General features: G+C 66.8%; 26 protein-coding genes. 8 read left to right on the plus strand and 18 right to left on the minus strand.

The genetic code is table 11. The annotated features are described in order from the left end of the window. Window positions 1-15 precede the first annotated feature (15 nt). The 3 genes from Q9K01_RS07945 to Q9K01_RS07955 are packed head-to-tail and all read right to left on the minus strand — an operon-like array spanning window position 16 to window position 3492. A complete protein-coding gene (locus Q9K01_RS07945) occupies window positions 16-420 on the minus strand; it encodes a GxxExxY protein (protein ID WP_305929671.1) in 405 nt (134 codons plus the stop codon). A gap of 25 nt (window positions 421-445) precedes the next feature. After that, on the minus strand, window positions 446-1477 hold the full coding sequence (locus tag Q9K01_RS07950) for a 2-oxoacid:ferredoxin oxidoreductase subunit beta (protein ID WP_305929672.1): 1032 nt from the start codon (window positions 1475-1477) through the stop codon (window positions 446-448). Beyond that, complete coding sequence (locus Q9K01_RS07955; protein WP_305929673.1) at window positions 1474-3492, minus strand: 2-oxoacid:acceptor oxidoreductase subunit alpha; 2019 nt, start codon at window positions 3490-3492, stop codon at window positions 1474-1476. The genes Q9K01_RS07950 and Q9K01_RS07955 overlap by 4 nt, the downstream gene beginning before the upstream one ends. A 173-nt stretch (window positions 3493-3665) precedes the next feature. Here Q9K01_RS07955 and Q9K01_RS07960 point away from each other — a divergent pair, with 173 nt between their 5' ends. After that, window positions 3666-4619 carry an alpha/beta hydrolase gene (locus tag Q9K01_RS07960; protein ID WP_305929674.1) on the plus strand — a complete coding sequence of 318 codons (954 nt, stop codon included), beginning with the start codon at window positions 3666-3668 and terminating at the stop codon, window positions 4617-4619. Next, window positions 4616-5101: an RNA pyrophosphohydrolase gene (locus Q9K01_RS07965; protein ID WP_305929675.1), complete on the plus strand. Its 486-nt coding sequence runs from the start codon at window positions 4616-4618 to the stop codon at window positions 5099-5101. Before Q9K01_RS07960 ends, Q9K01_RS07965 begins: the two co-directional genes overlap by 4 nt. A gap of 27 nt (window positions 5102-5128) precedes the next feature. On the opposite strand, the gene Q9K01_RS07970 is transcribed toward Q9K01_RS07965, so the two are convergent. The 6 genes from Q9K01_RS07970 to Q9K01_RS07995 form a co-directional block, all read right to left on the minus strand. Next, window positions 5129-5683, minus strand: coding sequence for a tetratricopeptide repeat protein (locus Q9K01_RS07970; protein ID WP_305929676.1), 555 nt, complete (start codon window positions 5681-5683; stop codon window positions 5129-5131). A 12-nt stretch (window positions 5684-5695) separates the two neighbouring features. Then, window positions 5696-6877, minus strand: coding sequence for an RsmB/NOP family class I SAM-dependent RNA methyltransferase (locus tag Q9K01_RS07975; protein WP_305929677.1), 1182 nt, complete (start codon window positions 6875-6877; stop codon window positions 5696-5698). A 126-nt stretch (window positions 6878-7003) separates the two neighbouring features. Next, the gene (guaB, locus tag Q9K01_RS07980) at window positions 7004-8467 is read right to left on the minus strand and encodes an IMP dehydrogenase (RefSeq protein ID WP_305929678.1); all 1464 of its coding nucleotides are present in this window, start codon (window positions 8465-8467) and stop codon (window positions 7004-7006) included. Between the two features lie 207 nt (window positions 8468-8674). Continuing rightward, entirely contained in the window at window positions 8675-8950 is a 276-nt protein-coding gene (locus Q9K01_RS07985) for a hypothetical protein (protein ID WP_305929679.1), read from the minus strand. Window positions 8951-9055: 105 nt separating this feature from the next. Further along, window positions 9056-9442, minus strand: a complete 387-nt coding sequence (locus tag Q9K01_RS07990) for a hypothetical protein (RefSeq protein WP_305929680.1) — start codon at window positions 9440-9442, stop codon at window positions 9056-9058. Window positions 9443-9447: 5 nt separating this feature from the next. Beyond that, a complete protein-coding gene (locus Q9K01_RS07995) occupies window positions 9448-10203 on the minus strand; it encodes a 3-hydroxybutyrate dehydrogenase (RefSeq protein WP_305929681.1) in 756 nt (251 codons plus the stop codon). Between the two features lie 90 nt (window positions 10204-10293). Here Q9K01_RS07995 and ypfJ point away from each other — a divergent pair, with 90 nt between their 5' ends. After that, a complete protein-coding gene (ypfJ, locus tag Q9K01_RS08000) occupies window positions 10294-11151 on the plus strand; it encodes a KPN_02809 family neutral zinc metallopeptidase (protein WP_305929682.1) in 858 nt (285 codons plus the stop codon). A 16-nt stretch (window positions 11152-11167) separates the two neighbouring features. Here ypfJ and Q9K01_RS08005 read toward each other — a convergent pair whose 3' ends face one another. The 5 genes from Q9K01_RS08005 to sdhC form a co-directional block, all read right to left on the minus strand. Further along, window positions 11168-12784, minus strand: a complete 1617-nt coding sequence (locus Q9K01_RS08005; protein ID WP_305929683.1) for a M56 family metallopeptidase — start codon at window positions 12782-12784, stop codon at window positions 11168-11170. Next, complete coding sequence (locus Q9K01_RS08010; RefSeq protein ID WP_305929684.1) at window positions 12781-13164, minus strand: BlaI/MecI/CopY family transcriptional regulator; 384 nt, start codon at window positions 13162-13164, stop codon at window positions 12781-12783. Before Q9K01_RS08010 ends, Q9K01_RS08005 begins: the two co-directional genes overlap by 4 nt. A 167-nt stretch (window positions 13165-13331) precedes the next feature. After that, complete coding sequence (gene sdhA / locus Q9K01_RS08015) at window positions 13332-15194, minus strand: succinate dehydrogenase flavoprotein subunit (RefSeq protein WP_305929685.1); 1863 nt, start codon at window positions 15192-15194, stop codon at window positions 13332-13334. Continuing rightward, complete coding sequence (sdhD, locus tag Q9K01_RS08020) at window positions 15194-15610, minus strand: succinate dehydrogenase, hydrophobic membrane anchor protein (protein WP_305929686.1); 417 nt, start codon at window positions 15608-15610, stop codon at window positions 15194-15196. Before sdhD ends, sdhA begins: the two co-directional genes overlap by 1 nt. Window positions 15611-15625: 15 nt before the next feature. After that, window positions 15626-16006 (minus strand): succinate dehydrogenase, cytochrome b556 subunit, encoded by a 381-nt coding sequence (gene sdhC / locus Q9K01_RS08025; protein ID WP_305929687.1) that lies wholly within the window; start codon window positions 16004-16006, stop codon window positions 15626-15628. Between the two features lie 109 nt (window positions 16007-16115). Between sdhC and Q9K01_RS08030 the strand changes: the two genes are divergently transcribed. From Q9K01_RS08030 to Q9K01_RS08045, 4 genes are all read left to right on the plus strand, one after another. Further along, the gene (locus Q9K01_RS08030) at window positions 16116-16841 is read left to right on the plus strand and encodes an SDR family NAD(P)-dependent oxidoreductase (RefSeq protein WP_305929688.1); all 726 of its coding nucleotides are present in this window, start codon (window positions 16116-16118) and stop codon (window positions 16839-16841) included. Between the two features lie 18 nt (window positions 16842-16859). Beyond that, entirely contained in the window at window positions 16860-17765 is a 906-nt protein-coding gene (locus Q9K01_RS08035; RefSeq protein ID WP_305929689.1) for a 50S ribosomal protein L11 methyltransferase, read from the plus strand. Continuing rightward, window positions 17738-18469 (plus strand): DUF2459 domain-containing protein, encoded by a 732-nt coding sequence (locus Q9K01_RS08040; RefSeq protein ID WP_305929690.1) that lies wholly within the window; start codon window positions 17738-17740, stop codon window positions 18467-18469. Before Q9K01_RS08035 ends, Q9K01_RS08040 begins: the two co-directional genes overlap by 28 nt. 62 nt (window positions 18470-18531) lie before the next feature. Then, the gene (locus tag Q9K01_RS08045; protein ID WP_305929691.1) at window positions 18532-19203 is read left to right on the plus strand and encodes an SDR family oxidoreductase; all 672 of its coding nucleotides are present in this window, start codon (window positions 18532-18534) and stop codon (window positions 19201-19203) included. Window positions 19204-19212: 9 nt separating this feature from the next. Here the strand turns inward: Q9K01_RS08045 and Q9K01_RS08050 are convergent, their stop codons facing one another. The 4 genes from Q9K01_RS08050 to recN all read right to left on the minus strand — a co-directional run bounded on the left by Q9K01_RS08050 (window position 19213) and on the right by recN (window position 24740). Continuing rightward, window positions 19213-20352 (minus strand): serine hydrolase, encoded by a 1140-nt coding sequence (locus Q9K01_RS08050; RefSeq protein ID WP_305929692.1) that lies wholly within the window; start codon window positions 20350-20352, stop codon window positions 19213-19215. 76 nt (window positions 20353-20428) lie between these two features. Beyond that, on the minus strand, window positions 20429-22567 hold the full coding sequence (ligA, locus tag Q9K01_RS08055) for an NAD-dependent DNA ligase LigA (RefSeq protein ID WP_305929693.1): 2139 nt from the start codon (window positions 22565-22567) through the stop codon (window positions 20429-20431). After that, window positions 22564-23076 carry a hypothetical protein gene (locus tag Q9K01_RS08060; RefSeq protein WP_305929694.1) on the minus strand — a complete coding sequence of 171 codons (513 nt, stop codon included), beginning with the start codon at window positions 23074-23076 and terminating at the stop codon, window positions 22564-22566. Before Q9K01_RS08060 ends, ligA begins: the two co-directional genes overlap by 4 nt. Then, entirely contained in the window at window positions 23076-24740 is a 1665-nt protein-coding gene (recN, locus tag Q9K01_RS08065) for a DNA repair protein RecN (RefSeq protein WP_305929695.1), read from the minus strand. Before recN ends, Q9K01_RS08060 begins: the two co-directional genes overlap by 1 nt. 104 nt (window positions 24741-24844) lie before the next feature. Here recN and Q9K01_RS08070 point away from each other — a divergent pair, with 104 nt between their 5' ends. Beyond that, window positions 24845-25405, plus strand: a complete 561-nt coding sequence (locus Q9K01_RS08070; RefSeq protein WP_305929696.1) for a DUF421 domain-containing protein — start codon at window positions 24845-24847, stop codon at window positions 25403-25405. The last annotated feature ends 1053 nt before the right edge of the window (window positions 25406-26458 follow it).

Here is a 26458-nt window from a genome sequence, read left to right on the forward strand (position 1 = left end):
ACGAAGATGTCGAGTTCAACGCAACGGCCGCCAGTAATCATTGGCCATCCGTCGGAGGCCCTCCTTGAAGGTGGCTTGCCCGAAATTCATCAGCAGTCCGAGCGGTAGGCCCATCAGCCGCAGATAAGTCAGCACCTGCTTGCCGTGGACCGGCGCCAGCCGCTCGATCGATTTGAGATCCACTATCAGCGTGCGTTCGACCAGCAGATCGATCTTGAATGCGTTGTCTACGACAACGCCCTTGTATGTCAGCGGCATGGCCACCTGCCGCGAGACCGCAATCCCGCGCCGCGCCAGTTCCGCCGCCATCAACTGCTCGTAGGCACTTTCCAGTAGACCCGGCCCGAGATCCTTATGCAGGTGAAAGCCGCAATCGATCACCTGGGTGGCGAGCGCCTCGATATCGACTGGGTCCGACATCTTCGTGCCTTCGTGTGAACCAAACTCAGACCGGCTCCCCCGCCGCATCAACGGTCCAGGTCTGCCCCGTCCCGAGCAGCTTCGCCAGATCCGCCTGCTTGCCCTCGCTCGCCTTGGTGCGCTCGGCGATCACCGCATCTTCGTAGGTCGGGCGCGGATGGTCGTAGAGCACGCCCAGCGCCATCGGGAACGGTCCGAAGGGCATCTCGACCAGCATATGCGCCAGCGAACGGTTGCGAACGTCGTGGACCACCACGCCTGCCGCCTGCCAGTCGCCGTCGATGACATCGACCACCGCGAGCTGCAGATCGACTGTGTCGAGCGCGAGCCCCTTGGTCCCGCCCGCGAACAGCATCGGCTCGCCATCCTCCAGCCAAAGCTGGCGATCCTCGGCACCCTTGGGGGCGGCGAAATCGTCGAACACGTCCTTGTTGTAGACGATGCAGTTCTGGAAGATCTCGATGAAGGCCGCCCCCTGATGGGCATGCGCGGCGATCAGCACTTCGGGGAGCTTCTTCGACACGTCGAACCCGCGCGCGACGAAGCGCGCGCCGCTGCCCAGCGCGAAGGCGGCGGGCCGGGCTGGATGGTCGTAGCTGCCGATCGGGGTGGAGGGCGAGCGCGTGCCCTCGCGGCTGGTGGGCGAGGCCTGGCCCTTGGTGAGGCCGTAGATCTCGTTGTTGAACAGCATGATCTGCATGTTCACGTTGCGGCGCAGCACATGCATCAGATGGTTGCCGCCGATCGAGAGCCCGTCGCCGTCGCCGGTCACCAGCCAGATGTCGAGCGCCGGATTGGCGAGCTTGATCCCCGTCGCCACCGCCGGCGCGCGGCCGTGGATGGTGTGGAAGCCATAGCTTTCGATGTAATAGGGGAAGCGGCTCGAACAGCCGATGCCCGAGACGAACACCGTGTTCTTGGGATCGCATCCCAGCTGCGGCAGCGTGCGCTGGACCGCTTTCAGGATCGCGTAATCGCCGCAACCGGGGCACCAGCGCACCTCCTGGTCGGTTTCCCAGTCCTTGAGCGTGGTGGTGATGGGGCTCATGTCGTTCATTGGTTTACCGCCTTGTTCGGATTTCCCGTGCCCGGCAGCGCGGCCCCGTCGCCGTGGAACGGCGCATCGGGCTGGCTGCCGTCGTCATGGCCGGATTCCAGATTGGGCAATTGCTGCTCGTTGACGGCGACTTCGCCGCCTTCATTGCCTTCGATCCCGTCGAAGAACTTGCCGATCGCTTCTTCCAGCTCCGCGATCTGGAACGGCTGCCCGCTGGTCTTGGTCAGCGGACGGGCATCGATCAGGAACTGGTCGCGCAGCACGGTCTTGAACTGGCCGGTGTTCATTTCGGGCACCAGCACATGGTCGAACCCGCGCAGCAGCTCGCCCAGATTCGCGGGCAGCGGCCAGATGTGGCGGACGTGGATATGCGCGACCTTGCGCCCCTTGGCGATGCTTCGGCGAACCGCCTGGAGGATCGGCCCGTAGGTCGAGCCCCAGCCGACCACCGCAAGGGTCCCGCCGGGCTCGCCCAGCGCGATCTCCTGATCGGGCACCGGGATGTTCTCGATCTTGGCCTTGCGCAGATCGGTCATCCGCTGATGGTTGTCGGGCGAATAGTCGATATTACCGGTTTGCTCGTGCTTCTCGATCCCCCCGATGCGATGCATCATGCCGGGCGTACCGGGCTTGATCCACGGGCGTGCCCCGACGTCGTTGCGCTTGTAGGGCAGCAATTGCTCGCCGCGCGGCTCGGTCAGGAACTCGGCCGGAAACGGCGTGAAATCTGCAGGGTCCGGCACTTTCCATGGCTCGGCGGCATTGGCGATATAGCCATCGGTCAGCAGCATCACCGGGGTCATGTATTTCACCGCGAGCCGGCACGCCTCGATCGCGCATTCGAAGGAATCCGACGGGCTGCGCGCCGCGATCACCGGCATCGGCGCATCGCCGTTGCGACCGTAGACCGCCTGATAGAGATCGCTCTGCTCGGTCTTGGTCGGCAGCCCCGTGGAAGGCCCGCCGCGCTGCGAATTGACCACCACCAGCGGCAGTTCGGTCATGATGCCCAGCCCCATCGCCTCGGTCTTGAGCGCGATGCCCGGACCCGACGAACTGGTGATCCCGAGGCTCCCGGCGTAGCTCGCGCCGATCGCGGCGCAGATCGCGGCGATCTCGTCTTCCGCCTGGAAGGTGGTGACGCCGAATTCCTTCAGGCCCGCGAGATGGTGCAGGATCGCGCTTGCAGGGGTGATCGGATAGCCGCCGAAGAACAGCGGCAGTTGCGCCAGCTGCGCGCCCGCCACCAGCCCGAGCGACACCGCCTCGGCGCCGGTAACGGTGCGATAGAGCCCCGGTTCGCTTGGCACCGGGGGCATGTGCAATTGCTTGAGCGGGCCGGAAAGCTCGGCCGTCTCGCCATAGGCGTGACCGGCGTCGAGCGCGGCGATATTGGCATCCGCGATATCGGGCTTGCGCGCGAATTTGGCCCGCAGCCAATCGTGAATTGGGGTGCGATCACGATCGAACAGCCACAGCGCGAGGCCCAGCGTCCACATGTTCTTGGACCGCAGCGCATCCTTGTTGCCCAGCCCATAGGGCTTGACCGCCTCGATCGTCTTCTCGCTGATGTCGAAGGCGAGCAGGTCGTATTTGGCCAGGCTGCCGTCTTCGAGCGGGTTGGCGTCGTAATGCGCCTTGTCGAGATTGCGCTTGGTGAAGGCGCCGGTGTCGGCGATCACCAGCCCGCCCGGCTTCAAGGCCGCGATGTTCACCTTGAGCGCGGCGGGGTTCATCGCCACCAGCACGTCGGGCGCATCGCCCGCGGTGTTGATCTCGCGGCTGCCGAAATTGATCTGGAAGGCCGAGACGCCGAACAGCGTGCCCTGCGGCGCGCGGATTTCGGCGGGGAAATCGGGGAAGGTCGCCAGATCGTTGCCCGCCAGCGCGGTGGACAGGGTGAACTGTCCGCCGGTCAGCTGCATGCCGTCGCCGCTGTCGCCGGCGAACCGGACCACGACCGCTTCGGGAGTGTCAGAAATGCCGTCCTGCGGCGCGGTGGCGGCAGTAGCCATCCGGTAATTCCTTGTCGCGCGTCGCATCCGACGCTGGTGTCATTCGATAGTCGGGACCTAGGAGCCGCCCCCTGCTCCCGCAATCAAGTTTTTCTCCGCCGACGACAAAAACGCGGCTGGCAAAGCCCGGTCGAGACGCTAAGCCTTCGCGAAAGGGAACAGGGAGACCGGCGATGGACAAGAGCGAACATTACGTGCGCGAGGATGTGCGCGGATTTCTCGACATGCTCGAGCAGATGGGCGGCAAGGGCGTCGAGGAAGTCGGCGCGGTCGATGGCCGCCAGCAGATGCGGGCGATGAAAGCGGTCGCCGAAGCCGATAATCGCGCGCTCGCCGTGCACCGCGATCTCACCTGCCCCGGCCCCGAGGGCGATATCCCGCTGCGGCTCTACGACACGAAGGAAAGCCGCAAGGCCGGACCCTGCGTGGTGTTCATCCACGGCGGTGGCTTCGTGATCGGCGATATCGAGGTTTACGATTCGCTGTGCAGCGAGATCGCCCACCAGCTCGACCTGCCGGTGGTCTCGGTCGAATATCGGCTCGCTCCCGAACACCCTTTCCCTGCCGCGCCCGACGATTGCGAGGCGGCGGCGCGTTGGATCGCCTCCTCTCCCGCCGAGCTGGGCCGCGAGGTCACCGGGCTGGTCATCAGCGGCGACAGCGCCGGCGGCAATCTCACCATCGTCACCACCAACCAGCTGGTCAACACCCCCGCTGCAGTGCCCGTGCTGGTGCAGGCGCCGATTTACCCGGTGGCGAGCGATATCACCGAGCACAGCAGCTTCGCGCTGTTCAACGAAGGCTTTTTGCTGACCGGCGCGGCGATGGCGTGGTTCACCCGGCAATATGGCGGCGACGCCAGCGACCCGCGCCACACCCCGATGGTCGGCGACTGTTCCAACACTCCGCCCACGGTAATCTGCACCGCCGGGCTCGATCCCTTGCGCGATTCCGGACGCGAATACGCCGCGCATCTGATCCAGCAGGGGACCGAGGTGAGCTATTTCGAATTTCCCGGCGTAATCCACGGCTTCGTCACGCTGCGCAAGGCGATCCCCAGCGGGCAGGCCGATCTCGAGGCCTTCCTCGGCGCGATCAAGGTCAAGCTGGCGCGTCTCACCCGATGAAGGATGCGCAAGACAAGCTGGGTTATCGCCCCTGCGTCGGGGTGATGCTGGTCAACGCCCAAGGCCGCGTCTTCGTCGGGCGCCGGATCGACAACAAGGAAGGCGACTGGTGGCAGATGCCCCAGGGCGGCGTCGACGAAGGCGAGGATCTCGAGGAAGCAGCGCTGCGGGAACTGGGCGAGGAAACCGGCGCCAGGCCCGAGCATGTCACCCTGCTCAAGCGGATGGACGAGGCGATGCGCTACGATCTGCCCGAAGAGCTGATCGGCAAGCTGTGGGGCGGCAAATATCGCGGGCAGGAGCAGGTCTGGTATCTCGCGCGCTTCACCGGCAGCGATGACGATATCGATCTCGAGGCGCATGATCCGCCCGAATTCTGCGACTGGAAATGGGTCGATCCCGAGCAATTGCCCGAGCTCATCGTGCCGTTCAAGAAGCGGGTCTATCGCACCGTGTTGGAGGCCTTCCGCGAACTGGTCTGAACCGCGAGCCTGCGCGACCTGCCGAGATCAGTTGGACTGAACCACTTCGGTATCGGGCAGGACCATTTCGGCGGTCAGCACGCGCTGCTTGGTGCCTTGCGCGATCGTCTGCGCCAGACGCTGCGTCTCGGGGCAGGCTTCGCCGCACAGCGACTCCAGCTTGGCCAGGTTGAGCCGCGCCTTCTCGACCGCGCCTTTCTCGACCAGAGCCGCACCCTCGCCCGATATCGCGGCGAGATTGCCCGGATCGCGGGTCAGCGCCTCGCGATAATAGCGGATCGCCTTGCCCTGCAGCTCGTCGCTGCGCGCGGCGCGCGCCAGTTCGAGGAAGATCGGCGTATAGCCCGGATCGACCGTCAGCGCCGCCTCGAAGGAGTCGATCGCCACCTGCGTGTCGCCCGCTTCGAGCGCGGCGCGGCCCTCGGCGATCAGCATCGCGGCGCGCGGGGCCGGTTCGCGGTCGGCACCCATGCTCGCGCTCGCGGTCATCACGAGGGCCAGCGAAAGGGCGGCGGCGGCGGGGGCAAAGCGCATGATGGTCTCCGGGGTGCCGATACGGCGGGAATGGGCCTGGTCAGCCATGATCCGGCGGGATTAACACGCCGAAGCTGCACAGGCGATGAAAAATCCGTCGGTCCCGTCGTGCAGCGGAGTGAGGCGGGTGCCCTGCCCCCGCTCGCGGCCCAGCGAGAGCGCGAGCGGCTGCGCCGCGAGCTGCGGATGGCGCGCGAGCAGTGCCTCGAACTGATCCGCCCCCTCGGCGTCGAGCAGCGTGCAGGTGACATAGACCAGCCTTCCGCCGGGCTTGAGCAGCGCAACCGCCAGATCGAGGATATGCGCCTGCAATTGCGCCAGCCGCGCCAGTTCGGTCTCGTCGAGCCTCCAGCGCGCCTCGGGATTGCGGCGCCAGGTGCCGGTGCCCGAGCACGGCGCATCGACGAGCACCGCGTCGGCAAGACCGGCGAGATCGCCGAGCGCTTCCAGCTCGCGGCCCGGATCGAGCAGCCGGGTCTCGATCAGGCTGGCCCCGGCGCGTTCGGCGCGCGGGGCGAGCCGCGAAAGCCGGTTGCGATCCGTGTCGGCGGCGATCAGCCGGCCCTGATTGTCCATCGCGGCGGCCAGCGCCAGCGTCTTGCCCCCACCCCCGGCGCACAGATCCACCACCGTCTCGCCGGGCTGCGCAGCCAGCGCCAGACAGGCGAGCTGCGAGCCCGTGTCCTGCACCTCGATCAGCCCGTCGGCCCATTGCGGCCATCGCTCGACCGCAGTTCCGGTTGCGACGCGCAGCCCATGCGGCGCGGCGGTGGGTTCTGCCGGTTCGGGCAGGTCGAGCGTGGCGCGCTCGGCCTTGAGCGCGTTGACACGCAGATCGAGCGGCGCGCGGCCCAGTAGCGCCTCGGCTCGCTCGCCCTCGACCCCCGAACGCGCGAGGCGCTCGACCAGCCAGTCGGGGGCCACTCCGCCTGCCGCCGGCTCTTCGCCCGCGTCAATGGGAGCCGGGCCGTATTGCGACCCGTCAAACAGCGGCGGGATGGCAGGATCGGTCTCGGCCAGCCGCAGCATCGCCCCGCGCCCGCTGGCGGGAACCGGCCCGCAGGCGCGAATCGTGCGATAGACCAGTTCGCGGATCGCGCGCCGGTCCTTCGAACCGGCGAACCGGTTGGCGCGAAACCATTCGGCGAGGATTCGGTCGGCGGGCGCACCCTTGCCGCGCGCGGCGGCGATGATCGCGTCGAGCAGTTCGATCGCGGTCTGGACGCGAGCGGCGGGCGTCATGATCCTCCCCAAGCCAGCTTGGGGAGGGGGACCGGCCGCAGGCCAGTGGAGGGGTCTGCCTTGCGTTTCATCAAAATACCCCTCCACCACTTCGTGGTCCCCCTCCCCATTGGAAATGGGGAGGATTCATCGCGTCGGATAGTTCGGTGCCTCGCGGGTGATCGCAACGTCGTGGACGTGGCTCTCGGTCAGACCCGCTCCGGTGATGCGGACGAATTGCGCCTTGCTGCGCAATTCCTCGATGCTCGCGGCGCCGGTGTAGCCCATCGCCGCCTTGATCCCGCCGACCAGCTGGTGGACCACCGCGCTCGCCGGACCCTTGTAGGGCACCTGACCCTCGATGCCTTCGGGGACCAGCTTCTGCGCCGAGACGTCCTGCTGGAAATAGCGGTCGGCGCTGCCGCGCGCCATCGCGCCGACGCTGCCCATCCCGCGATAGCTCTTGTAGCTGCGGCCTTGGTAGATGAAGGTCTCGCCCGGCGCTTCCTCGGTCCCCGCGAGCATCGAGCCGATCATGACGCAGGAAGCGCCCGCAGCCAGTGCCTTGGCGGCATCGCCGCTGGTCCTGAGCCCGCCATCGCCGATAACCGGGACGCCGTGCTTCTCGCCTTCCTCGGCGCATTCCATGATCGCGGTGAGCTGCGGCACGCCGACGCCCGCGACCACGCGGGTGGTACAGATCGACCCCGGCCCGATCCCGACCTTGATCGCATCCGCGCCCGCGCCCGCGAGCGCCCTGGTGGCCTCGGCGGTGGCGACGTTGCCTGCGATCACCTGGACCGAATTGGACAGCTTCTTGACCCGCTCGACCGCGCGCGCGACTTCCTTGTTGTGGCCGTGCGCGGTGTCGATCACCACCACATCGACCTCGGCATCGATCAGCGCCTCGGTGCGCTCGAATCCGGCATCGCCCACCGTGGTCGCCGCGGCGACGCGCAGGCGGCCGGTCTCGTCCTTGGTGGCGTTGGGATAGGCGACCGCCTTCTCGATATCCTTGACCGTGATCAGCCCGACGCATTTGCCGTGGTCGTCGACCACCAGCAGCTTCTCGATCCGCCGCTGGTGGAGCAGCCGGCGCGCGGCTTCCTGACCGGTGCCCAGCGGCACGGTGGCGAGATCGTCGGTGGTCATCAGCTCGCGCACCGGCTGGCGCGGGTTCTCGGCGAAGCGAACGTCGCGGTTGGTGACGATGCCGACCAGCTTGCCGTCGCGGTCGGTCACGGGAATGCCGCTGATGCGGTTGGCGGCCATCAGCTCCTGCGCCTCGCCCAGCGTGGCATCGGGATGGATGGTGATCGGGTTGACCACCATGCCGCTCTCGTAGCGCTTGACCGCACGCACCGAGGCGACCTGGTCGGGGACCAGCAGATTGCGGTGCAGCACGCCGATCCCGCCCATCTGCGCCATGGCGATCGCCATGTCGGCCTCGGTGACCGTATCCATCGCGCTGGAGATGACCGGAATGTTGAGCCCGATCGCGCGGGTCAGCCTGGTCGCGGTGTTCGCCATCGAAGGCAGGATATCGCTCTCGGCGGGGCGCAGCAGCACGTCGTCGAAGGTCAGGCCGAGGGGAATGTCGAGATGTGCCACGTTGAGAATCGCCTGCGGGAGGGAAGGTGGCGGCCCATGTAACGACGGTTTGTGACGGGCGCTAGTGGCAGGCGGGCGTGCGGCGCGCGCGTGCTGCAGAAACGTGTAGCGCAAACGTGCCGCGTAAACGAACTGCACAAACGAAAAGGGCCCCGCCTCGGCGGAGCCCTTTCCTATCGCGATCAGGGTTCGCACCCCGAATGCGGCTTATTCCATTTCGTCGGCGACTTCGTTGATGCGGTCGGCGGCCTCGTCGCCGGTATCGTCGATCGCCTCGGCGCGGGCGTTCAGACGGTCTTCCATGGCATCGGTCGGCGCCTCGTCGGCGGCTTCTTCGAGCGCCGCGGCACGATCGTCGCCTACGTCTTCGACGGCATCGGCACGCTCTTCGAGCGCATCGCCGGTTTCCTCATAGGCAGTGTCTTCGCCGCAAGCCGCGAGCGACAGGGCGGGAATGGCGATGGCAAGTGCGAGCTTTTTCATAATCTTTCCTCCTGTTGGCCGAACTGCGAAGCCGGCCGTGCGTGACTGCCGTTCGTCGGCAGGATTTGTGTAATGAACGGGTTGCACGCCAGCAAGTTCCGAGTTTCACGCCTCGCGACCGTCGCTTCGCGTCGGGCGGCTGGAAACGGGCTCGGTCGGCCGAGTCGAGCGCAGCCTCCTGGCACGATGAAGATACAGGCGGAGCAACACGATCAACGCTCCCGTCGGGAACAGGCAGCGCACCATCGCCGGTTGCCAGCCGCCATCGACGGAAGCGTAGGATGCGGTCGGGACCGCCACTCCGAAGAACCAGTACACGCTGCCGGGTGCCGACCACACCATCGCCGCACCGCCCGTCCCGACAAGTGCCAACAGCGCCCACGCAGGCTTCCAGCGCAGGTCCGGTTCGCGTGCGGCCATGACGAAAGTCGCGATACTCACTGCCAGACTTGCCGCGCACAGGGCGAGCATGACGAGCTGCAACGAGCCCATTGCGGCTACTCCGCGGTCCAGCCGCCGTCCATGCTCCAGTTCGCGCCGGTGACGTTCTGCGCCTCGTCGCGGCACAGGAACACCGCCAGCGCGCCGACTTCGGCGGGCTGGACGAATTTCTTGGTCGCCTGCTTGACCAGAAGAACGTCGTTCACGACCTGCTCGCGGGTCAGTCCGCGCGCCGCCATGGTGTCGGGGATCTGGTTCTCGACCAACGGAGTCCAGACATAGCCGGGGCTGATGCAATTGGCGGTGACGCCGTGTTCGGCCAGTTCCAGCGCGACCGTTTTGGTCAGTCCGTCGAGCCCGTGCTTGGCGGCGTTGTAGGCGCTCTTGAACGGCGACGCGACCTTGGAATGCGCGCTGGCGGTGTTGATGATCCGGCCCCAACCGCGCTGCTTCATCGCCGGCACCGCGAGCCTGATGGTGTGGAAAGCGGCATTCAGGTTGAGCGCGATGATCGTGTCCCATTTGGCGACCGGAAATTCTTCGACCGGGGCGACATGCTGCATCCCGGCGTTGTTGACGAGAATGTCGATTCCGCCCGCTTCGGCCATCATCGCCTCGATCTGCGCGACATCGGTGAGATCGGCACCCGAATGGCTGGCGCCCAGCTCCTCGCACAGCGCGGCGATTTCGCCTGCGTCGCCGAAACCGTTGAGCACGATCTCGGCCCCCTCGGTCCGCAGCGCTCGCGCAATGGAGAGGCCGATGCCCGAGGTCGACCCGGTGACAAGCGCGCGTTTTCCTTCGAGAAACAAATCGGCCTCCAAACGTTGATCAATGTTGCAAGCCGCATCGCGCAAGCGGGTCGCGCTGTCCAGCGACGAACATCACCGGGGAAGTAGGACATGCGGCTCAATCCGTTCAACGCGAACAACATCAAGGTGCGCTCGAGCGGCCGGGGCGGAATGCCCGGCGGCAAGGCAGGGGGTCTGGGCTGCGGGACGATCATCCTCGCGGCGCTGGGCTATTTCGTCTTCGGGCTCGATCCGATCCAAACCGCCGCCACGGTGGAAAACGTCCAGCAGGGAAGCTCGCAGGCAAGCGCCGTCGACACCGACGCGCAAGCGGTGTGCTCGGCCAGCCAATATGCGACCGAAGCCTGCAACGCGCTGGAATCGCTCGACAGCACCTGGAGCCGCACCTTCGAGGAACAGGGTTTCGCCGCCGCCTTCCGCAGGCCGACGCTCGATCTCTACAGCGCCGACACAGTGAACACCCGCTGCGGCAGCGGCAGCGCGGCGATGGGCCCGTTCTACTGCCCCGCCGACGAGACGATCTATATCGACACCCGCTTCTACGACGAGCTCGCGCGAATGGCGGGCAACAGCGGCGATTTCGCGCGCTACTATGTCCTCGCGCACGAATACGGCCACCACGTTCAGACACTGACCGGCGTGTCCGGTCATATCCGCAGCGCGCAGCAGCAGTCATCCGGCGATGGCAATGCGCTGCAGGTGCTGATGGAGCTGCAGGCGGACTGCTATGCCGGGGTCTGGGCGGGCAAGAACCGCAATCTCATCGAACCGGGCGATATCGAGGAAGGCCTGCAGGCCGCCGCGGCGATCGGCGACGACCGTCTGACCGGCGGCAGGGTGAGCGAGAAGAATTTCACCCACGGCACCAGCCGCCAGCGCAGCGAGGCTCTCCGCCTCGGCCTTGGCGGCGACGACCGCGCCTGCGACGCGATCACGCAGATCGGCTGACGCGCGCGCCGGGGCGTCAGCCCTCTGCGCGCATCTCCGCCAGCGCCTCGTCGAGCGCGCGCAGCGCCTCGGCGCGCTCCGCCGCCGATAGGTTGCGATCGCTGCGGATCGTCCGACGCATGCTCTCGATCGATGCGCGCGCGGTTTTCAGCGCGGCGGATTTGCAGACGAACAGGGCCTCGCGGCCTCCGCGTGTGGTGCCGCTGCGGACCACTTCCGTCTGGCCGCGCTGGCAGCTCATCACCACCTCGGGCGCCGCGGCCCGAGCCTCGCTTGCGGCGAGCCGGACCTCGCGCCGCATTTCGCCGTCATGAGCGAGTTCCCGGCGCAGTTCGGCCATCTCGGCGCGCAGTTCGGCGCGGTCGTGCGCGTGTTCGCGGATCCGCTCCACCTCGAACTCGGCTTGCTCCACTGCGATCTCGGCGGCGTCCAGCTCGCGCTCGACCCGCGCTTCGATATGGCGTTCGATGCTGAACTCCATCGACCTGTCGGAGGCGGCCGGATGCGTGGGGGGTGCAGGTGGCGCAGGCGGTGTCGGCGCAGGCGGCTGTGTAAGCGGCGCGGCGGGTGCAAGCGGCGCATCGGGAGCGGGCGGTGCAGCGGGCGCAATCGGCCCATCGGGCGCAGGCGGTGCCTGGGGGGCTGCAGGAGCCTCGGGTACGGCGGTCTCGGCGTAGCTGATCGAGGCGGTCAGCGGCAGCGCCAGCGCCGCACCTGTCAGCAGCGCGCGCGCGGCGAAGCGGCGGCGGGGGGAGATGTCGGACATGGTCAGGCTCCTCAGACGGTGAATGATGGATTTGTCGCCCAGCACCGGGCAGGCCATCGGCGCCGCCAGCGCGAGCCGCGGCGCGGCACCGGCTGCGGTGGCGAAACCGGCGATGATCGCGGCATAGGCGGCGCGTTCCTCGCGGCTGCGCGCAGCCAGCACGCGGGTGTCGCAGGCGGCCTCCTGATCGCGCCGCATCGCGGTCCAGCCGAACCAGCCGAGCGGGTTGAACCAGTGCAGCGCAAACAGCGGCTGGACCAGCACGTTGGCGAGCAGATCGTGGCCACGGTGATGCGCCAGCTCGTGGGCGATGGCGAGATCGCGGCTGCGGCGATCGTGCTGCGCCATAAAGCCTTCGGGAAGCGCGACGACCGGATCGAAGACGCCGAAGGCCACCGGTCCGAGCGTCGCCGGGGTCTCGACCAGCCGCACGCGGCCCGCCTCGCCCACCGGCTTCGCGCCCGCGAGCAATTCGCTTCGCATGGCGAAGTACAGCGCGAAGCGGCGTACCACAAATATCGCGGCACCTGCCAGCCAGAGGACCAGCAAGGGCGTAAGCCAGTCGATCGGCGAAGGCAGCGTGGCAACGGGCGTGGCCAACCCATCGGCATGAGCGGAGAAATCGGCCGCGGGCCTGGCAGCGGATTCGGGCGACACCATTGCGACCGACGGCGACGGCACGGCCTCGGCGGGACCAAGCCAGGCGGGCAGGATAATCGGCGGGATCGCCAGCCGCAGCAGCGGCAGCGCCCACAGCGCATAAGCCGCCTGCGCCCCGAAATGCCGCGCCACGGGACGGCGCAGCAGCAGCACCAGAGCGATCAGCGCCCCGGTCCATACCAGCGTGTCGAGCAGATATTGGGTCATCGACGCAACTCCTTGAGCAGGGATTCCATCTCCGCGAGATCCTCCTCGGTGAGCGCCTCGCTCTGCGCCAGCTGCGCGAACAGCGAGGACGCGCGTCCGCCGAACAGGCGATCGACCAGCCGCTGCGATTCGCCGCCGACATAGGTCGAGCGGGCAATCAGGGGACGGTAGAGAAATCGGCGCCCTTCGGGCTCGGTCGCCAGCGCGCCCTTGACCACCAGCCGCGACAGCAGCGTCTTGACGGTAGCGATCGACCAATCGCGCGTTTCGCAAATGGCGTCGCAGACATCGGTGGCGGAGCGCGGGCTCTGGTCCCACAACACCTCCATCACCGCATGTTCGGCATCGGATATGCGCTCTCCGGACGGGTCGCTCGGCATGATCGAATCTCTTGCTACGGCCTCTCGATTACATTTGTAGACGATCGGACTACGCTTGTAAACACCGCTGTCGAGAGCGGCAATCCTCGCTGGTTGCAGTAAACGAAAAAGGCCGGAGCGTTTCCGCCCCGGCCGTCTTCGAAGTCATGTCATTCGAGGCAGTCGCCTCAATACACCCGCGCCTTGGGCTCGATATAATCGACATCGTCGGTCAGCGTGAACTCATGCACCGGGCGGTAACCGATCTCGATCTTGCCGCCCTTGCCGCCCCAGCCGTCGAAGGTGGCGATGGTGTGCTTCATCCAGTTGGCGTCGTCGCGATCGGGGAAATCCTCATGCGCATGCGCGCCGCGGCTTTCCTTGCGGTTCTCGGCCGAGGCGATGGTGACATTGGCCTGCGCCATGAGATTGTCGAGCTCGAGCGTTTCGATCAGATCGCTGTTCCAGATCAGCGAGCGGTCGGTGACGTGAATGTCCTCCATCCGCTTGTTGACCCGCGCGAGCGCCTCGACGCCTTCCGCCAGCAATTCGCTGTTGCGGAACACTGCGGCGTGCTTCTGCATGCCCTTCTGCATTTCGGCGCGAACCTCGGCGGTGGGCGAACCGCCATTCGCGTGGCGGAAGTGATCCAGCCGGGTCAGCGCCAGATCGGCGCTGTCGGCGGGCAGTTCGTCATGGCTTTCGCCGGGCTTGATCAGCTCGTTCAGCCGGTGCCCGGTCGCGCGGCCGAACACGACCAGATCGATCAGCGAGTTCGAACCCAGCCGGTTGGCGCCGTGGACCGAGACGCAGGCCGCCTCGCCCACCGCGAACAGGCCCGGAACGATCTTCTCGGGATCGGAAGGATCGCCCGCCATCACTTCGCCGTGATAATTGCAGGGGATGCCGCCCATGTTGTAATGCACCGTCGGGGTCACCGGCAGCGGCTGGCGGGTGAGATCGACGCCGGCGAAGATCTTGCCGCTCTCGGTGATTCCCGGAAGGCGTTCAGCCAGGATCGCGGGATCGATATGGTCGAGGTGGAGGAAGATGTGATCGCCCTCCGCGCCGACGCCGCGCCCTTCGCGCATTTCCAGCGCCATCGAGCGTGAGACCACGTCGCGGCTGGCGAGATCCTTCGCGGAAGGCGCATAGCGCTCCATGAAGCGCTCGCCCTCGGAATTGGTCAGATAGCCGCCCTCGCCCCGCGCGCCTTCGGTGATGAGCACGCCCGCGCCGTAGATCCCGGTCGGGTGGAACTGGACGAATTCCATATCCTGCATCGGCAGCCCGGCGCGCAGCACCATGCCGCCGCCATCGCCGGTGCAGGTGTGCGCGCTGGTGGCGGTGTAGTAGCAGCGGCCGTAGCCGCCGGTCGCCAGCACCACCGAATGCGCGCGGAAGCGGTGGATCGTGCCGTCGTCCATGCACATCGCGATCACCCCGACGCAGACCTTGCCCGAAGGCGTGTCCTTCATGATCAGGTCGAGCGCGAAATATTCGATGAAGAAATCGGCCGAGTACTTCAGGCTCTGCTGATAGAGCGCGTGGAGCATGGCGTGGCCGGTGCGGTCGGCCGCGGCGCAGGTGCGCTGCACCGGCGGGCCGGCGCCCATGTTCTGCATGTGGCCGCCGAAGGGGCGCTGATAGATGGTGCCGTCTTCGTTGCGGCTGAAGGGTACGCCGGCATGCTCGAGCTCGTAGACCGCCTGCGGGGCCTCGCGCACGAGATATTCGATCGCGTCCTGATCGCCGAGCCAGTCGGAACCCTTGACGGTGTCGTACATGTGCCACGACCAGTGATCGGGAGTGTTGTTGCCCAGGCTGGCGGCAATGCCGCCCTGCGCCGCCACGGTGTGCGAGCGGGTGGGGAAGACCTTGGTGATATTGGCGGTTTTCAACCCGGCTTCGGCGGCGCCCATGGTGGCGCGCAGCCCCGATCCGCCCGCGCCCACGACGACGACGTCATAGGTGTGCTCGATGATCGGATAGGCGGCATTGGACGAGCCGCGACCCGGCGCGGAGCCGGTCTGCGGAGCGGGATTGGCCATCAGGCAACTCCTGCGAAAGCGATGCGGGCGATGCTGAACAGGGCGAAGACCACGCCCCCGACCGCGACGAGATTGAGCGCGGCGAGCGCGGCGAATTTGTTGCCCGGCGTGTCGACGTAATCCTCGATCATCACCTGCATTCCGATCCGCGCGTGCCAGAACACGCTGATGACCAGCAGCGCCAGCGCGGTGGCGACCAGCGGCTGCGCGACCCAGGCGAACATGGCGAGGTAATCATACGCCGGGAGCAGCGCCAGGCTGATCAGCAGGAAGCTCACCAGCACCAGATTGCCGATCGCGGTGAAGCGCTGCATCAGCCAGTGATGCGCGCCGTCATGCGCGGAGCCGAGCCCGCGAACCCGCCCGATGGCGGTGGTCTTGCTGCCGTAGCGTTCGAGTGTTGTGCGTCTGCCCATGATTCAACGTGTCTTTCAGGTGAGGAGAACGACGGCCCAGAACAGGATCGTCAGGACGATGCCCGAGGCGATCGAGACGAAGGCTCCGGTCTTGTTCCTGTCGATTTCAAAGCCCGCGCCGATGTCCATGACGAAGTGGCGGATGCCCGAGCTCATGTGATTGAAGAACGCCCAGCTCAATGCGACCAGCACCACGATCCCGAGCGGGCTGCCCATCACGCCCGCGAAAATGGCGTAGCTTTCCGCCCCCCCCGCCAGCGCGCCCAGCCACCACAGCACCAGCGCCAGCCCGAGCGTCGCCATCCCGTCGCCGGTGGCGCGGTGGAGGATCGAGACCAGCATATGCGGGCCCCATTTCCAGATCGAGAGGTGCGGCGAAAGCGGGCGGTCGGCCATGATTTTTGTCCGGTCGATGGAAATTGGAGGCCCTCCTTTAGCGGACATGACGGGAGAGACAAGGCGGGTACCCTCGACAAATGGCGCAAATTTGCGAATAGGCGCTTGCATGACTTGCATCCTGCTCACCGGATCGAGCCGCGGGATCGGCGCGGCGGCCAAGGCGGCGCTCGAGGCGCGCGGCGCCACGGTCGTCGGCCAGGCGACAACCAGCTCGGCGACCGACACCGTGCCCGCGGACTTCACCGAGCCTTTCGCGCCGCACGAATTGTGGCAGGCGGCGCTTGCCCGCGCGGGCGGCGAAATCGATGTGCTCGTGAACAACGCCGGCCTGTTCGCCCCCAATCCGATCGACGCGACCGACCTTCACTGGCTCGCGGCGTTCGAGGACACCATGCGGATCAATTTGACCGCCGCGGCGCAATTGTCGCGCTTCGCGGTGCGCCACTGGCAGGAGCGCGCCGCCAAGGGCGACACGCGCGGCGGGCGGATCGTCCATGTCGCCAGCCGCGCGGGTCATCGCGGCGACAGCCCGGCGCATTGGCATTATGCCGCCAGCAAGGGCGGGATGCTGGCGCTGCACAAGACCATCGCCCGCGCCTATGCCGGCGAGAACATCCTCAGCTTCGCGATCGCGCCCGGCTTCACCGACACCGCGATGGCGGGCGACTATCTCGACAGCCGCGGCGGCCCCGGCCTGCTCGCCGACATCCCGCTCGGCCGCGTCGCCGAGCCCGAGGAAATCGCCGCGATGATCGCCTTCTGCGCGCTCGACGCCCCGCCCAGCATGACCGGCACCACGCTGGACGCCAATGGCGCGAGCTATGTGCGCTGATGAGGCGGGGAGCGAACCATGAGTGACGGCTGGAAAATCTCGGGCGCAGTCTCGCGCGAGCGGGCGAGTGCCGCGCTCGATCGGCAGGCGGAGGACGAGGGATGGGATCCCGATATCGTCCTCTCCGCGCACGAGATCGCCGAGCCGCGGCCAGAGGAGTGGATGATCGAGGCGTGGCTGCCGCGCCGCCCCACCGCTGCGGACAAGCGCGCCATCAATGCCTTGTTCGAGGACGATCCGCCCACCTTCACCGTCGAAAAGCTGCCTCCGACCGACTGGGTCACGCGCAGCCAGCAGGGGATCGAGCCGATCCGTGCCGGCCGCTTTCACGTCCACACCCCGGATCACGCGCCCGATCCCGGCGCCGTCAACCTTGCGATCCCGGCCAGCCAGGCCTTCGGTACCGGCCAGCACGCCACCACCGCAGGCTGCCTCGCGATGCTCGACCTGATGAAGCGCGAGGGGCTGGTGGTGCGCAACCATGCCGATATCGGCACCGGGACCGGGCTGCTCGCCTTCGCCGCGATGCAGCTGTGGCCGCGCGCCCTTGCCACCGCGTCGGATATCGACCCGGTCTGTCTCGACGTGATCCTGACCAACGCCCGCAGCAACGCTATCCCGCTGGGCGAAGGTCCCGGTCAGCTGATGCCGACCATTGCCGACGGGATGGGCGATCCGCTGCTGCGCGCGCGCGGTCCCTACGATCTGCTGATCGCCAACATCCTCGCCGGCCCGCTGATCGCGCTGGCGCCCGAATTCGCCGCCGCCACCGCGCCCGGCGGCCATGTGGTGCTGGCGGGTCTGCTCGAGACGCAGGAAGCCGAGGTCCGCGCCGCCTACCGCCGCCAGGGGATGCGGCTGGCGCGGCGGCTGGTGCGCGGCGACTGGTCGATCCTTTGGCTGCGCAACAGCCGCACCCGCTGAAGCGCTGGCGGATCTGGCTGGCAGGGGTCGTGCTGGCTCCGCTGCTCATCGCCGCCGCCTTCCTGCTCGCCGCCTGGATCGGCGCCGCGCTGCCGCGCAATCCCGGCTGGAGCGAGCCCGAGCGCGGCGTGACCATCATGGTCGAGACCAATGGCGTCCACACCGGGATCGTCATGCCGGTGGTCAGCGCGGTGAAGGACTGGCGCACCACCTTCCCCTCCGCCGGGCAGCCGCGCGCGCTCGACGGGCAATTGCCCACCCATATGGCGGTGAGCTGGGGCGAGAAGGAGGTGTTCCTCGAGACCCCGACCTGGAGCGATCTGAAACCCGCGACGGTGATCCGCATCGTGCTGTACGGCGGCGAGGGGCTGATGCGCGTGGGGCATTACGTCCGCCCGATGCCCTCCGAGCATCATCGTCCTGTGACGCTGCGCCCGGAGGAATACGCGCGGCTGGTCGCGCGGATCGAGGCCGCGCTCCCGGCGCTGCCCCGCGGCGTAAAGCCGCGCAGCTATTCCAGCTACGAGATCGGCGCGCAGAATTACGACGCTCTGGGGCGGTACACGCTCACCAACACCTGCAACCAGTGGATCGGCGATGCGCTCGCCCATGCGGGCATGACGATGGGCGTGTGGACCCCGCTGGCGGGCGGGGTCATGCAATGGATCGACGAGCCCGATCCGGCAGCCGGCGTCCCGCTCTGACAGGAACAAGCCTCCGCCCTCGCCCATTCCGCTTCCGACGCCACATCCGGAAAGGGACCCACATGGCCAGAACACTTCTCATCACCGGCGCCTCCAGCGGGATCGGCGCCGCCAGCGCCCGCGCCGCCGCCAAAGCCGGCTGGAACGTCGCGCTGCTGGCGCGCTCGGGCGACAAGCTCGCAGAGCTGGCGGGCGAGATCGGCGATTCCGCGCTGGCGCTGGAATGCGACATCACCGATCGCGCCGCGCTGGACGATGCGGTCGCCAAGGCTGTCGATCAGTTCGGCGGGCTCGATGCCGTATTCGCCAATGCCGGGATGGGTGTGAGCAAGCCGGGCGTCGAGCAAGGCGATCCCGAGCAATGGCACGCAATGATCCACCTCAATGTGCTCGCGGTATTGCAGACCGCGCACGCCACGCTGCCGCATCTGCGTCGGACACAAGGCCATTTCGTCGTCACCGGCTCCAAAGCGGGCCGCGACCATCTCAAGGGCTCGGTCTATGGTGCGACCAAGTGGTTCGTTCACGGGCTGGCGGGCAATCTCGCCGAGGAAATGCGCGAATGGGGCGGCCGCTGCACGGTGATCTCGCCGGGCATGGTCGACACGCCATTCTTCGAAGAGGCCAAGCCCGAAAAGCTCCAGCCCGAAGATGTCGCCGATGCGGTGGTCTTCGCGCTCTCGCAGCGCAAGACCTCGGCGGTGCGCGAAATTCACCTGATGCCCAACGACTGACGGGAGACCTCAGGGCTCCGTGTTGACCTCGTCGCCCTGAGGTTCGTCGCCGCTGTCCGGATAGGCAGCCTCGTCGTAGCGCACCATCGCGCGAACGACCTCCTGCATCATCTGCATCCGCGCGATGGTGGGCGCACCGGTACGCCGGATCATCGCCACCACCGAATATTCGCGCCCCTCGGGCGAGGTGAGAATGCCGATATCGTTGTAGCCCGATTGCTCGCCGCCGTAGAACTGGCCGGTTCCGGTCTTGTGCGCGATCGTCCAGCCCGCCGGCACCCCGCCCTTCAATCGGCGCGGGCCGCTGCGGGTCTGCTCCAGTGTCGACAGGATCAGCTCGGTCGAGACCGAGGACAGCAATGCGCCGCGCGCGAGCTGGCCCAGCGCATGCGCGATGGCGATCGGCGAGGCACCGTCGATCGGATCGGCGAGATAGGCTTCGAAGCTGGCCGCGCGCACCGCATCGGGGACCTCCTCGCGGGCGTCGAAAAAGGCATTGCCGATCGAGTAGTCCTGGTCCCATTCGAGCCCGGCAATGGCGCTCTGCTTGGTGCGCTCGTCGGTGCCGAAGCGGATCCCTTCCAGATCGGCATCGTCGATGAAGTCCTGGACCGTCTCGGGCCCGCCGATCCGGCGCAGGATGCGATCGTTGGCGGTGTTGTCGCTGCGGGTGAGCGCGCGGTCGAGCAGATCGCCGTAATCGGTGTCGAAGCGTCCGCGCGCGCGGACGATCTCGCGCAGCGGCTGGTGGAACACCGTCATGTCCTCGCGGCGCAGCGTCACCTGCTCGGCGAGATCGAAATCGCCTTCGTCGGCTTCGCCCAGCGCCGCGAGCGCCACCCAGAACTTGCTGACGCTTTGCTGCGGATAGAGTTCATCGCCATTGGCATGGAGAATCCGCCCGGTGGAAACGTCCTGCACCGCCAGCCCGACCTCGCCATCGAAGCCATCGGCCAGTTCCACCAGCTCCTCCTGCAGCGCGCGTTCGGCGGGCGTCAGGACGAGCGGCACCACGACCGGCTCGCTCGCATCCTCCTGCTCGTCACCGACGAGGCGCGGAAGCCAGGCGACCAACAAAGCCAGCATCAGGACGGGCAGGAACAGGGCGAGAAAACGTATCCATGGTGTCACACGAGTCCAACGTGGCACGGGCGTAGCGTTCCCGCTCGCGTCAATTTGTTTAGAAGTTCCGGCAGCTTGCGGCGCATCGCGAGTTCGGGCGGGATCACTGGGCGGCAGCAACGATCCGCGCCCATTCGCTTTCCTCGATCACTTCGATGCCGAGCTCCGCGGCCTTCTTGAGCTTCGATCCCGCGCCCGGCCCGGCCACCACCAGATCGGTCTTGGCGCTGACCGAGCCCGCAGCCTTGGCGCCCAGCCGTTCGGCCTGCGCCTTGGCCTCGTCGCGGCTCATGGTTTCCAGCTTGCCGGTGAAGACGACGGTCTTGCCGGTGACAGGGCTGTCCCTGGTCTCGACCTCATAGCGCGGGGGCGAGACTTCGGAGAGCAGATCGTCCCACACGGCGCGATTGTGCTGCTCGTGGAAGAAATCGGCAAGCGCGTGCCCGACCGCGGTGCCGATCCCGTCGGCACGCACCTCGAAGATGGTCTTCACGGCCTCGACCATGCGGCTGTTGAACGGGCTTTCCTTTTCCTCCGCGCCGCGCGGGTTCGCCTCGCGGTAGGCGGCGAATTCGGCGGCTTTTTCCGGCAGGCGGCGAATATCGCCCAGCCCCTTCAACAGGTCGCGCGCGGTCACCGCGCCGACATGGCGGATGCCGAGCCCGAACAGCAGCCGCGCGGCATCGGGCGCGCGCTTGGCCTCGATACTTGCCAACAGATTGTCCACAGACTTGTCCTGCCAGCCCTCGAGCGCGAGGATCTCCGCCCGGCGCTTCCTCAGCCGGAAGATATCGGCAGGGCTTTCGAGCCAGCCGAGCGCAAAAAACTGGTCGATCGTCTTCTCGCCCAGCCCGTCGATATCGAGCGCCGCCCGGCTGACGAAATGCTTCAAACGCTCGGTGCGCTGCGCCGGGCAGATCAGCCCGCCGGTGCAGCGGACATCGACCTCGCCCTCCTCGGCCACCGCCTCGCTGCCGCACCCGCCGTATTCCTTCGGGCAATGATCGGGGAAATGGTAGGGGGTGCGCTTGGCCTCCGGGGTCAGGTTCTCGACCAGCTGCGGGATGACATCGCCCGCGCGCTGGACCAGCACCCGGTCGCCCGGTCTAACGCCGAGGCGCGCGATCTCGTCGCGATTGTGGAGCGTGACATTGGTTACCGTCACCCCGCCCACCAGCACCGGGGCGAGCCGCCCGACCGGGGTCAGCTTGCCGGTGCGCCCGACCTGGATATCGATGCTTTCCAGCGTGGTTTCGGCGCGCTCTGCGGGGAATTTATGCGCCAGCGCCCAGCGCGGCGCCTTGGCGACGAAGCCCAGCCGCCCTTGCCAGTCGAGCCGATCGACCTTGTAGACCACACCGTCGATTTCGTATGGCAATTCAGCGCGTTGTTCGCCGATCTTCGCGTAATGCGAGAGCATCGCCTCGAGGCTTTCGACCCGCGCGAACAGCGGCGAGACCGGCAGACCCCAGCGCTCGATCTGCCGCATCACCTGGAGCTGGGTCTCGCCCGGCACCTCGCTCGCGGCGCCCCAGCCATGTGCCCAGAAGCGCAAGGGCCGCGCGGCGGTGACGCTCGCGTCCTTCTGCCGCAGCGAGCCCGCGGCGGCGTTGCGCGGATTGGCGAACAGCTTGGCGCCCGCTTCCTCCTGCGCTGCGTTGAGCGCGAGGAAATCGGCGCGCGCCATATAGACCTCGCCGCGGACCTCGAAGACCTCGGGGCCATCGCCCGCAAGCCGCTGCGGGATATCGCCGATCTGCGCGACATTGGCGGTGACGTCCTCGCCCACCTGTCCGTCGCCGCGCGTCGCCGCGCGCACCAGCATACCCTTCTCGTAGCGCAGCGAGCAGGACAGCCCGTCGATCTTGTCCTCGGCGGTGATCGCCAGCTTCGCGTCCTCCGCCAGCGCCAGAAACCGCCGCACCCGCGCCAGCCACTCGCCCACCTCCTCGGCAGCAAAGGCGTTGTCGAGGCTCATCATCCGCACTTCGTGCGTGACCTTGGACAGCGGCGAGGCGGCGACCGCATGCCCGACCTTGCGCGAAGGCGAATCCTCGCGCACCAGCTGCGGAAACGCCGCCTCCAGCTCGGCATTGCGCCGCACCAGCGCGTCGTATTCCTGATCGCTGACCTCGGGCGCATCCTCGGCATGATACAGCCGGTCGTGCCGCGCGATCGCCCGCGCGAGCCGCATCAACTCGTTGGCGGCCTGGGCTTCGGTGGGGTCTAAATGCGCGCTCATACGACCCAGAGCATTTGGCTCTTCACCACCTGCCAATCCTGGCCCTTACGCTCGATAAAATGTCGATTGCCACCGCCGAAACCGTCTATATCGATCGTGCATGACGATGAAGTTTGGCATTCGATCTGCGCGACCTTAAGATGCGCTGCGCTTTCATCTCTGGGTCCAAAGTGATGAAAAACAGCTGTAAACATTCCAAAATCGCCTTCCTCGATTTCCCGGCGGCACAAACTGACAGGGACAGGTCGTAAGATGGTGTCCGACAAATGCCCGGAGAGCGATTTCAGATCGTAAGCCTCTCGGCTTTCGAGACAAAGAGTGTCGATCGTCGATGGATCGTGGTCTTTGGAGTAAACGGAAAACCCCGGAACCCAATGGAATTCAGCCTTGATCGCCGCCGCCAAGGCCGCTTCCCTGTCCGCCTCGCCTATTTTCTTCGACGAGATCGCTGTGAGTCCAGCGATTGCACCAAAGAAAAATGCGATAGAAACAATCTCGCCCGGCCGCATCACACCCCCTCCAGCAGACGATCCGCCTGCGCCCGCGCCTCGGGCGTCACCTCGGCGCCGCTGAGCATCCGCGCGATCTCTTCCTGGCGGCCGGCCTCGTCGAGACGGGCGACGCTGGTGCGGGTGACGGTGCCGTCGGAGCTCTTGGCGATCATGTAATGCGTGGTCCCGCGGGCGGCGACCTGCGGGCTGTGCGTGACCGCGAGCAATTGTCCGCCGCTTGCGAGCCGCGCCAGCCGCTCGCCGATCGCCGATGCCACCGCGCCGCCGACCCCGCGGTCGATCTCGTCGAAGATCACCGTCGCCGCGCCGCCCTGCTCGGCCAGCGCCACCTTGAGCGCCAGGATGAAGCGCGACAATTCGCCGCCGCTGGCGATCTTGCCCAAGGGAGCATGATCGGCGCCCGGATTGGTCGAAATCAGGAACTCGACCCCGTCCATGCCATGCGCGCCCCAGCGCTCCTCGGGCAGTTCCACCACCGCGGTGCGCAGACTGGCGGCGTCGAGCTTGAGCGGGGCGAGTTCGCCCGCCACCGCAGCATCGAGCCGCAGCGCCGCCTCGACCCGCAGATCGTGCAAGCCCCGCGCCTGCGTCTCGTAGCGCTCGCGGGTGCGGCGCGCGGCGTCCTCGAGCGCATCGAGTTCGGCCTCGCCGCCCTCGATCGCATCGAGCGCGGCGCGCATCCTCCGCATCGTCTCGGGGAGCTCGTCCACTTCGCAGCGATGCTTGCGGGCGATCGCGCGCAGCTCGAACAGCCGCGTCTCGGCGGCGTCGAGCGCGGCGGGATCGTGATCGAGCGCTTCGGCGGCGCGCTGCAGCCGCTCCTCGGCCTCGCCCGCCTCGATCACCGCGCGGTCGAGCGCCGCGAGCGCCTCGGCCAGCAGCGGGTGTTCCTCGGCGATCCGGTCGAGCCGCCGCGCCGCCACGCGCAGCGCCGCCAGCGGCGAATCCGAGCCTTCCCAGATATGGCGCAGTTCCTCGAGATCGCCCGACAGCTTCTCGCCCTTCTGCATCGCCGCGCGGGTCCCGGCGAGCCGCGCTTCCTCGCCGGCCTGCGGTTCGAGCGCGGTCAGCTCCGCCAGATGCGCAAGCAGCAGATCCTGATCGGTCTTGGCCTGATCGAGCCGCTCGCGCGCCTGTTCCAGCCGCTCCTGCGCCCCTCGCCATGCGCTCCATGCCGCAGCCAGCGCGGCAGCATCCGCCCCGCCATAGCGGTCGAGCAGCAGCCGATGGCCGCGCGGATTGACCAGCCCGCGATCGTCGTGCTGGCCGTGCAGTTCGACCAGATGCGGCGCCAGTTCGCGCAGCAGCGCGACGCCCGCGGGCTGATCGTTGATCCACGCCTTGCTCCCGCCATCGGCCTTCAACTGGCGGCGGATCAGCAGCGGCTCGCCCGGCTCGAGCTCGAGCCCGGCGTCGTCCAGCGCCTCGGCCACGGGCGGCGGTAGCGTGGCGAACTCGAAAGTGCCGGTGACACTCGCCTTGTCTTCCCCACCGCGGACCAGCGCGCTTTCCGCGCGATTGCCCAGCACCAGCCCCAGCGCGTCGAGCAGGATCGACTTGCCCGCCCCGGTTTCGCCGGTGAGCACGCCCAGCCCGCGCCCGAATTCCAGCTCGAGCGCCTCGATCAGCACGATATTGCGGATGGAAAGCCGGGTCAGCATCGCTCCCGCTTCTAGCCGCTCGCCGCCCCCTCGTCACGACCGCAAACGCGCGCTGTTCACAAGGTCGGCAGGAACGAACCGGCAGGCCTCGCCTTCTAATCACCATGGCGGATCCGGTATTCCTGTTCGGCGGCTGGGAGCCGCTCGCACGCATCCTGGTGGTGGGCACGCTCGGCTATCTGGCCATCGTCGCCATCCTGAAAGTGAGCGGCGCGCGCACGCTCAGCCAGATGAACTCCTTCGATTTCGTCATCACCATCGCGATCGGCGCCACCTTCGGCCGCGCGCTCACTGCGCGGCATGTGGCGCTCGTGGAACTGCTGACCGCGATCACCCTGCTTGTGCTGCTGCAATATGTCGTAGCGAGACTGCAATTGCGCATTCCCCGGCTGCGCCGCCTGATCACCGCCCAGCCGGTGCTGCTGTTCCTCGACGGAGCTTGCAAGAACGACGCCATGCGCGAGACAGGGGTCGCCCGCGCGGATCTGGAATCCGCCGCGCGTGAAAGCGGCCAGCCCTCGCTCGACGGGGTGATGGCGGTCGTGCTGGAATCCAACGGAAAACTGGGGATCATTCCGCGAGACAAGGCGCAAACGAAGCTTCTGGCCGGGCTGCAGACAAGCGGCGAAGGGCGCGAGGGCGTTGCCAATCGAACCCGCGACTGACGAGGGCGGAGGGACCGACGCGCTTTGGCGCGAAGGGCAGAGCGCCGCTTGCTCCTCGCTCCGCACCTCCGCCTCGTCATTGCGAGGAGCGCAGCGACGCGGCAATCCATGGCGGGGCGCCGCCCATGGTCGCGACGGTCGCGAATGCGGAAGGCTCCACCCATGGATTGCCACGCCGCCTGCGGTGGCTCGCAATGACGAGGAAGATGGGTGAAAAAAGGGTGACGAATTGTGGGCGGAAAGCCGGCTGATCCTCGCCGTGCCGGGCACCTTTTGGCGGATCATGGTGCCCCACCCGGCTGCTTTCGGTGAAAGCGCGTCGCGGCACGAATGTCCGACTTTGGGTGGAAAGCGGAAGTTGTCCTACAGCCTGACTCCTGCCAAACCGATGTTGTCAAAACGGGGAAGCTCATCATCTGATGGCAACGTCAACATTCATCGCTCAATCCAACATGACTGATCCACCGACATTTATCTCATTTTATAAGGAAATGCCGGGTGGATGGAAGTTGGACTTCAGAGACAGGTCCGGAGAATACATCCCGAATGGAGACTCTTGGGTTGAGAATTTGGACGACCTTGTTTTGCAGATTTCTTGCTTCACTAGCGAAGACTTAATTTGGAAGATTGAAGGAGACGAAAAAGCCGTCTCTTTCTACGGAGCGGTCCGGTCATGCATCTCGGAATCCATGAAAGCACTTTAGAGATACCGATGTCTATTAGTGGGTCGCGACCCGACAGGCAGCTCTTTCCCAATCGCCTGCGCAAGCTGCCTGTCCGCTTACGGGAAAGCCAAGGCCCCCATCGAATGGCGACATTTGGGTGGAAAGCAGACATTAGGGTTCACCTATGGCCTGTTGATGAGCACGCAGGATATGAGATGGCACTTCGCGAAAAATCGCGGCTAGAGCAGCTCCAATGCTGAACGGTATGAGTAGCCACCAATTCGTTCCGTCCGCATCGCCAGAATATATAGCCAAAGCCCCGACCCCAGCTAGAAAGCCTAGTGCTGCAAAGAACATGCTGCGAAGGAACCAATGTAAGCGTGGCGGC

The sequence above is a fragment of the Qipengyuania benthica genome, from assembly GCF_030717865.1.
Taxonomy (GTDB): Bacteria; Pseudomonadota; Alphaproteobacteria; order Sphingomonadales; family Sphingomonadaceae; genus Qipengyuania; species Qipengyuania benthica.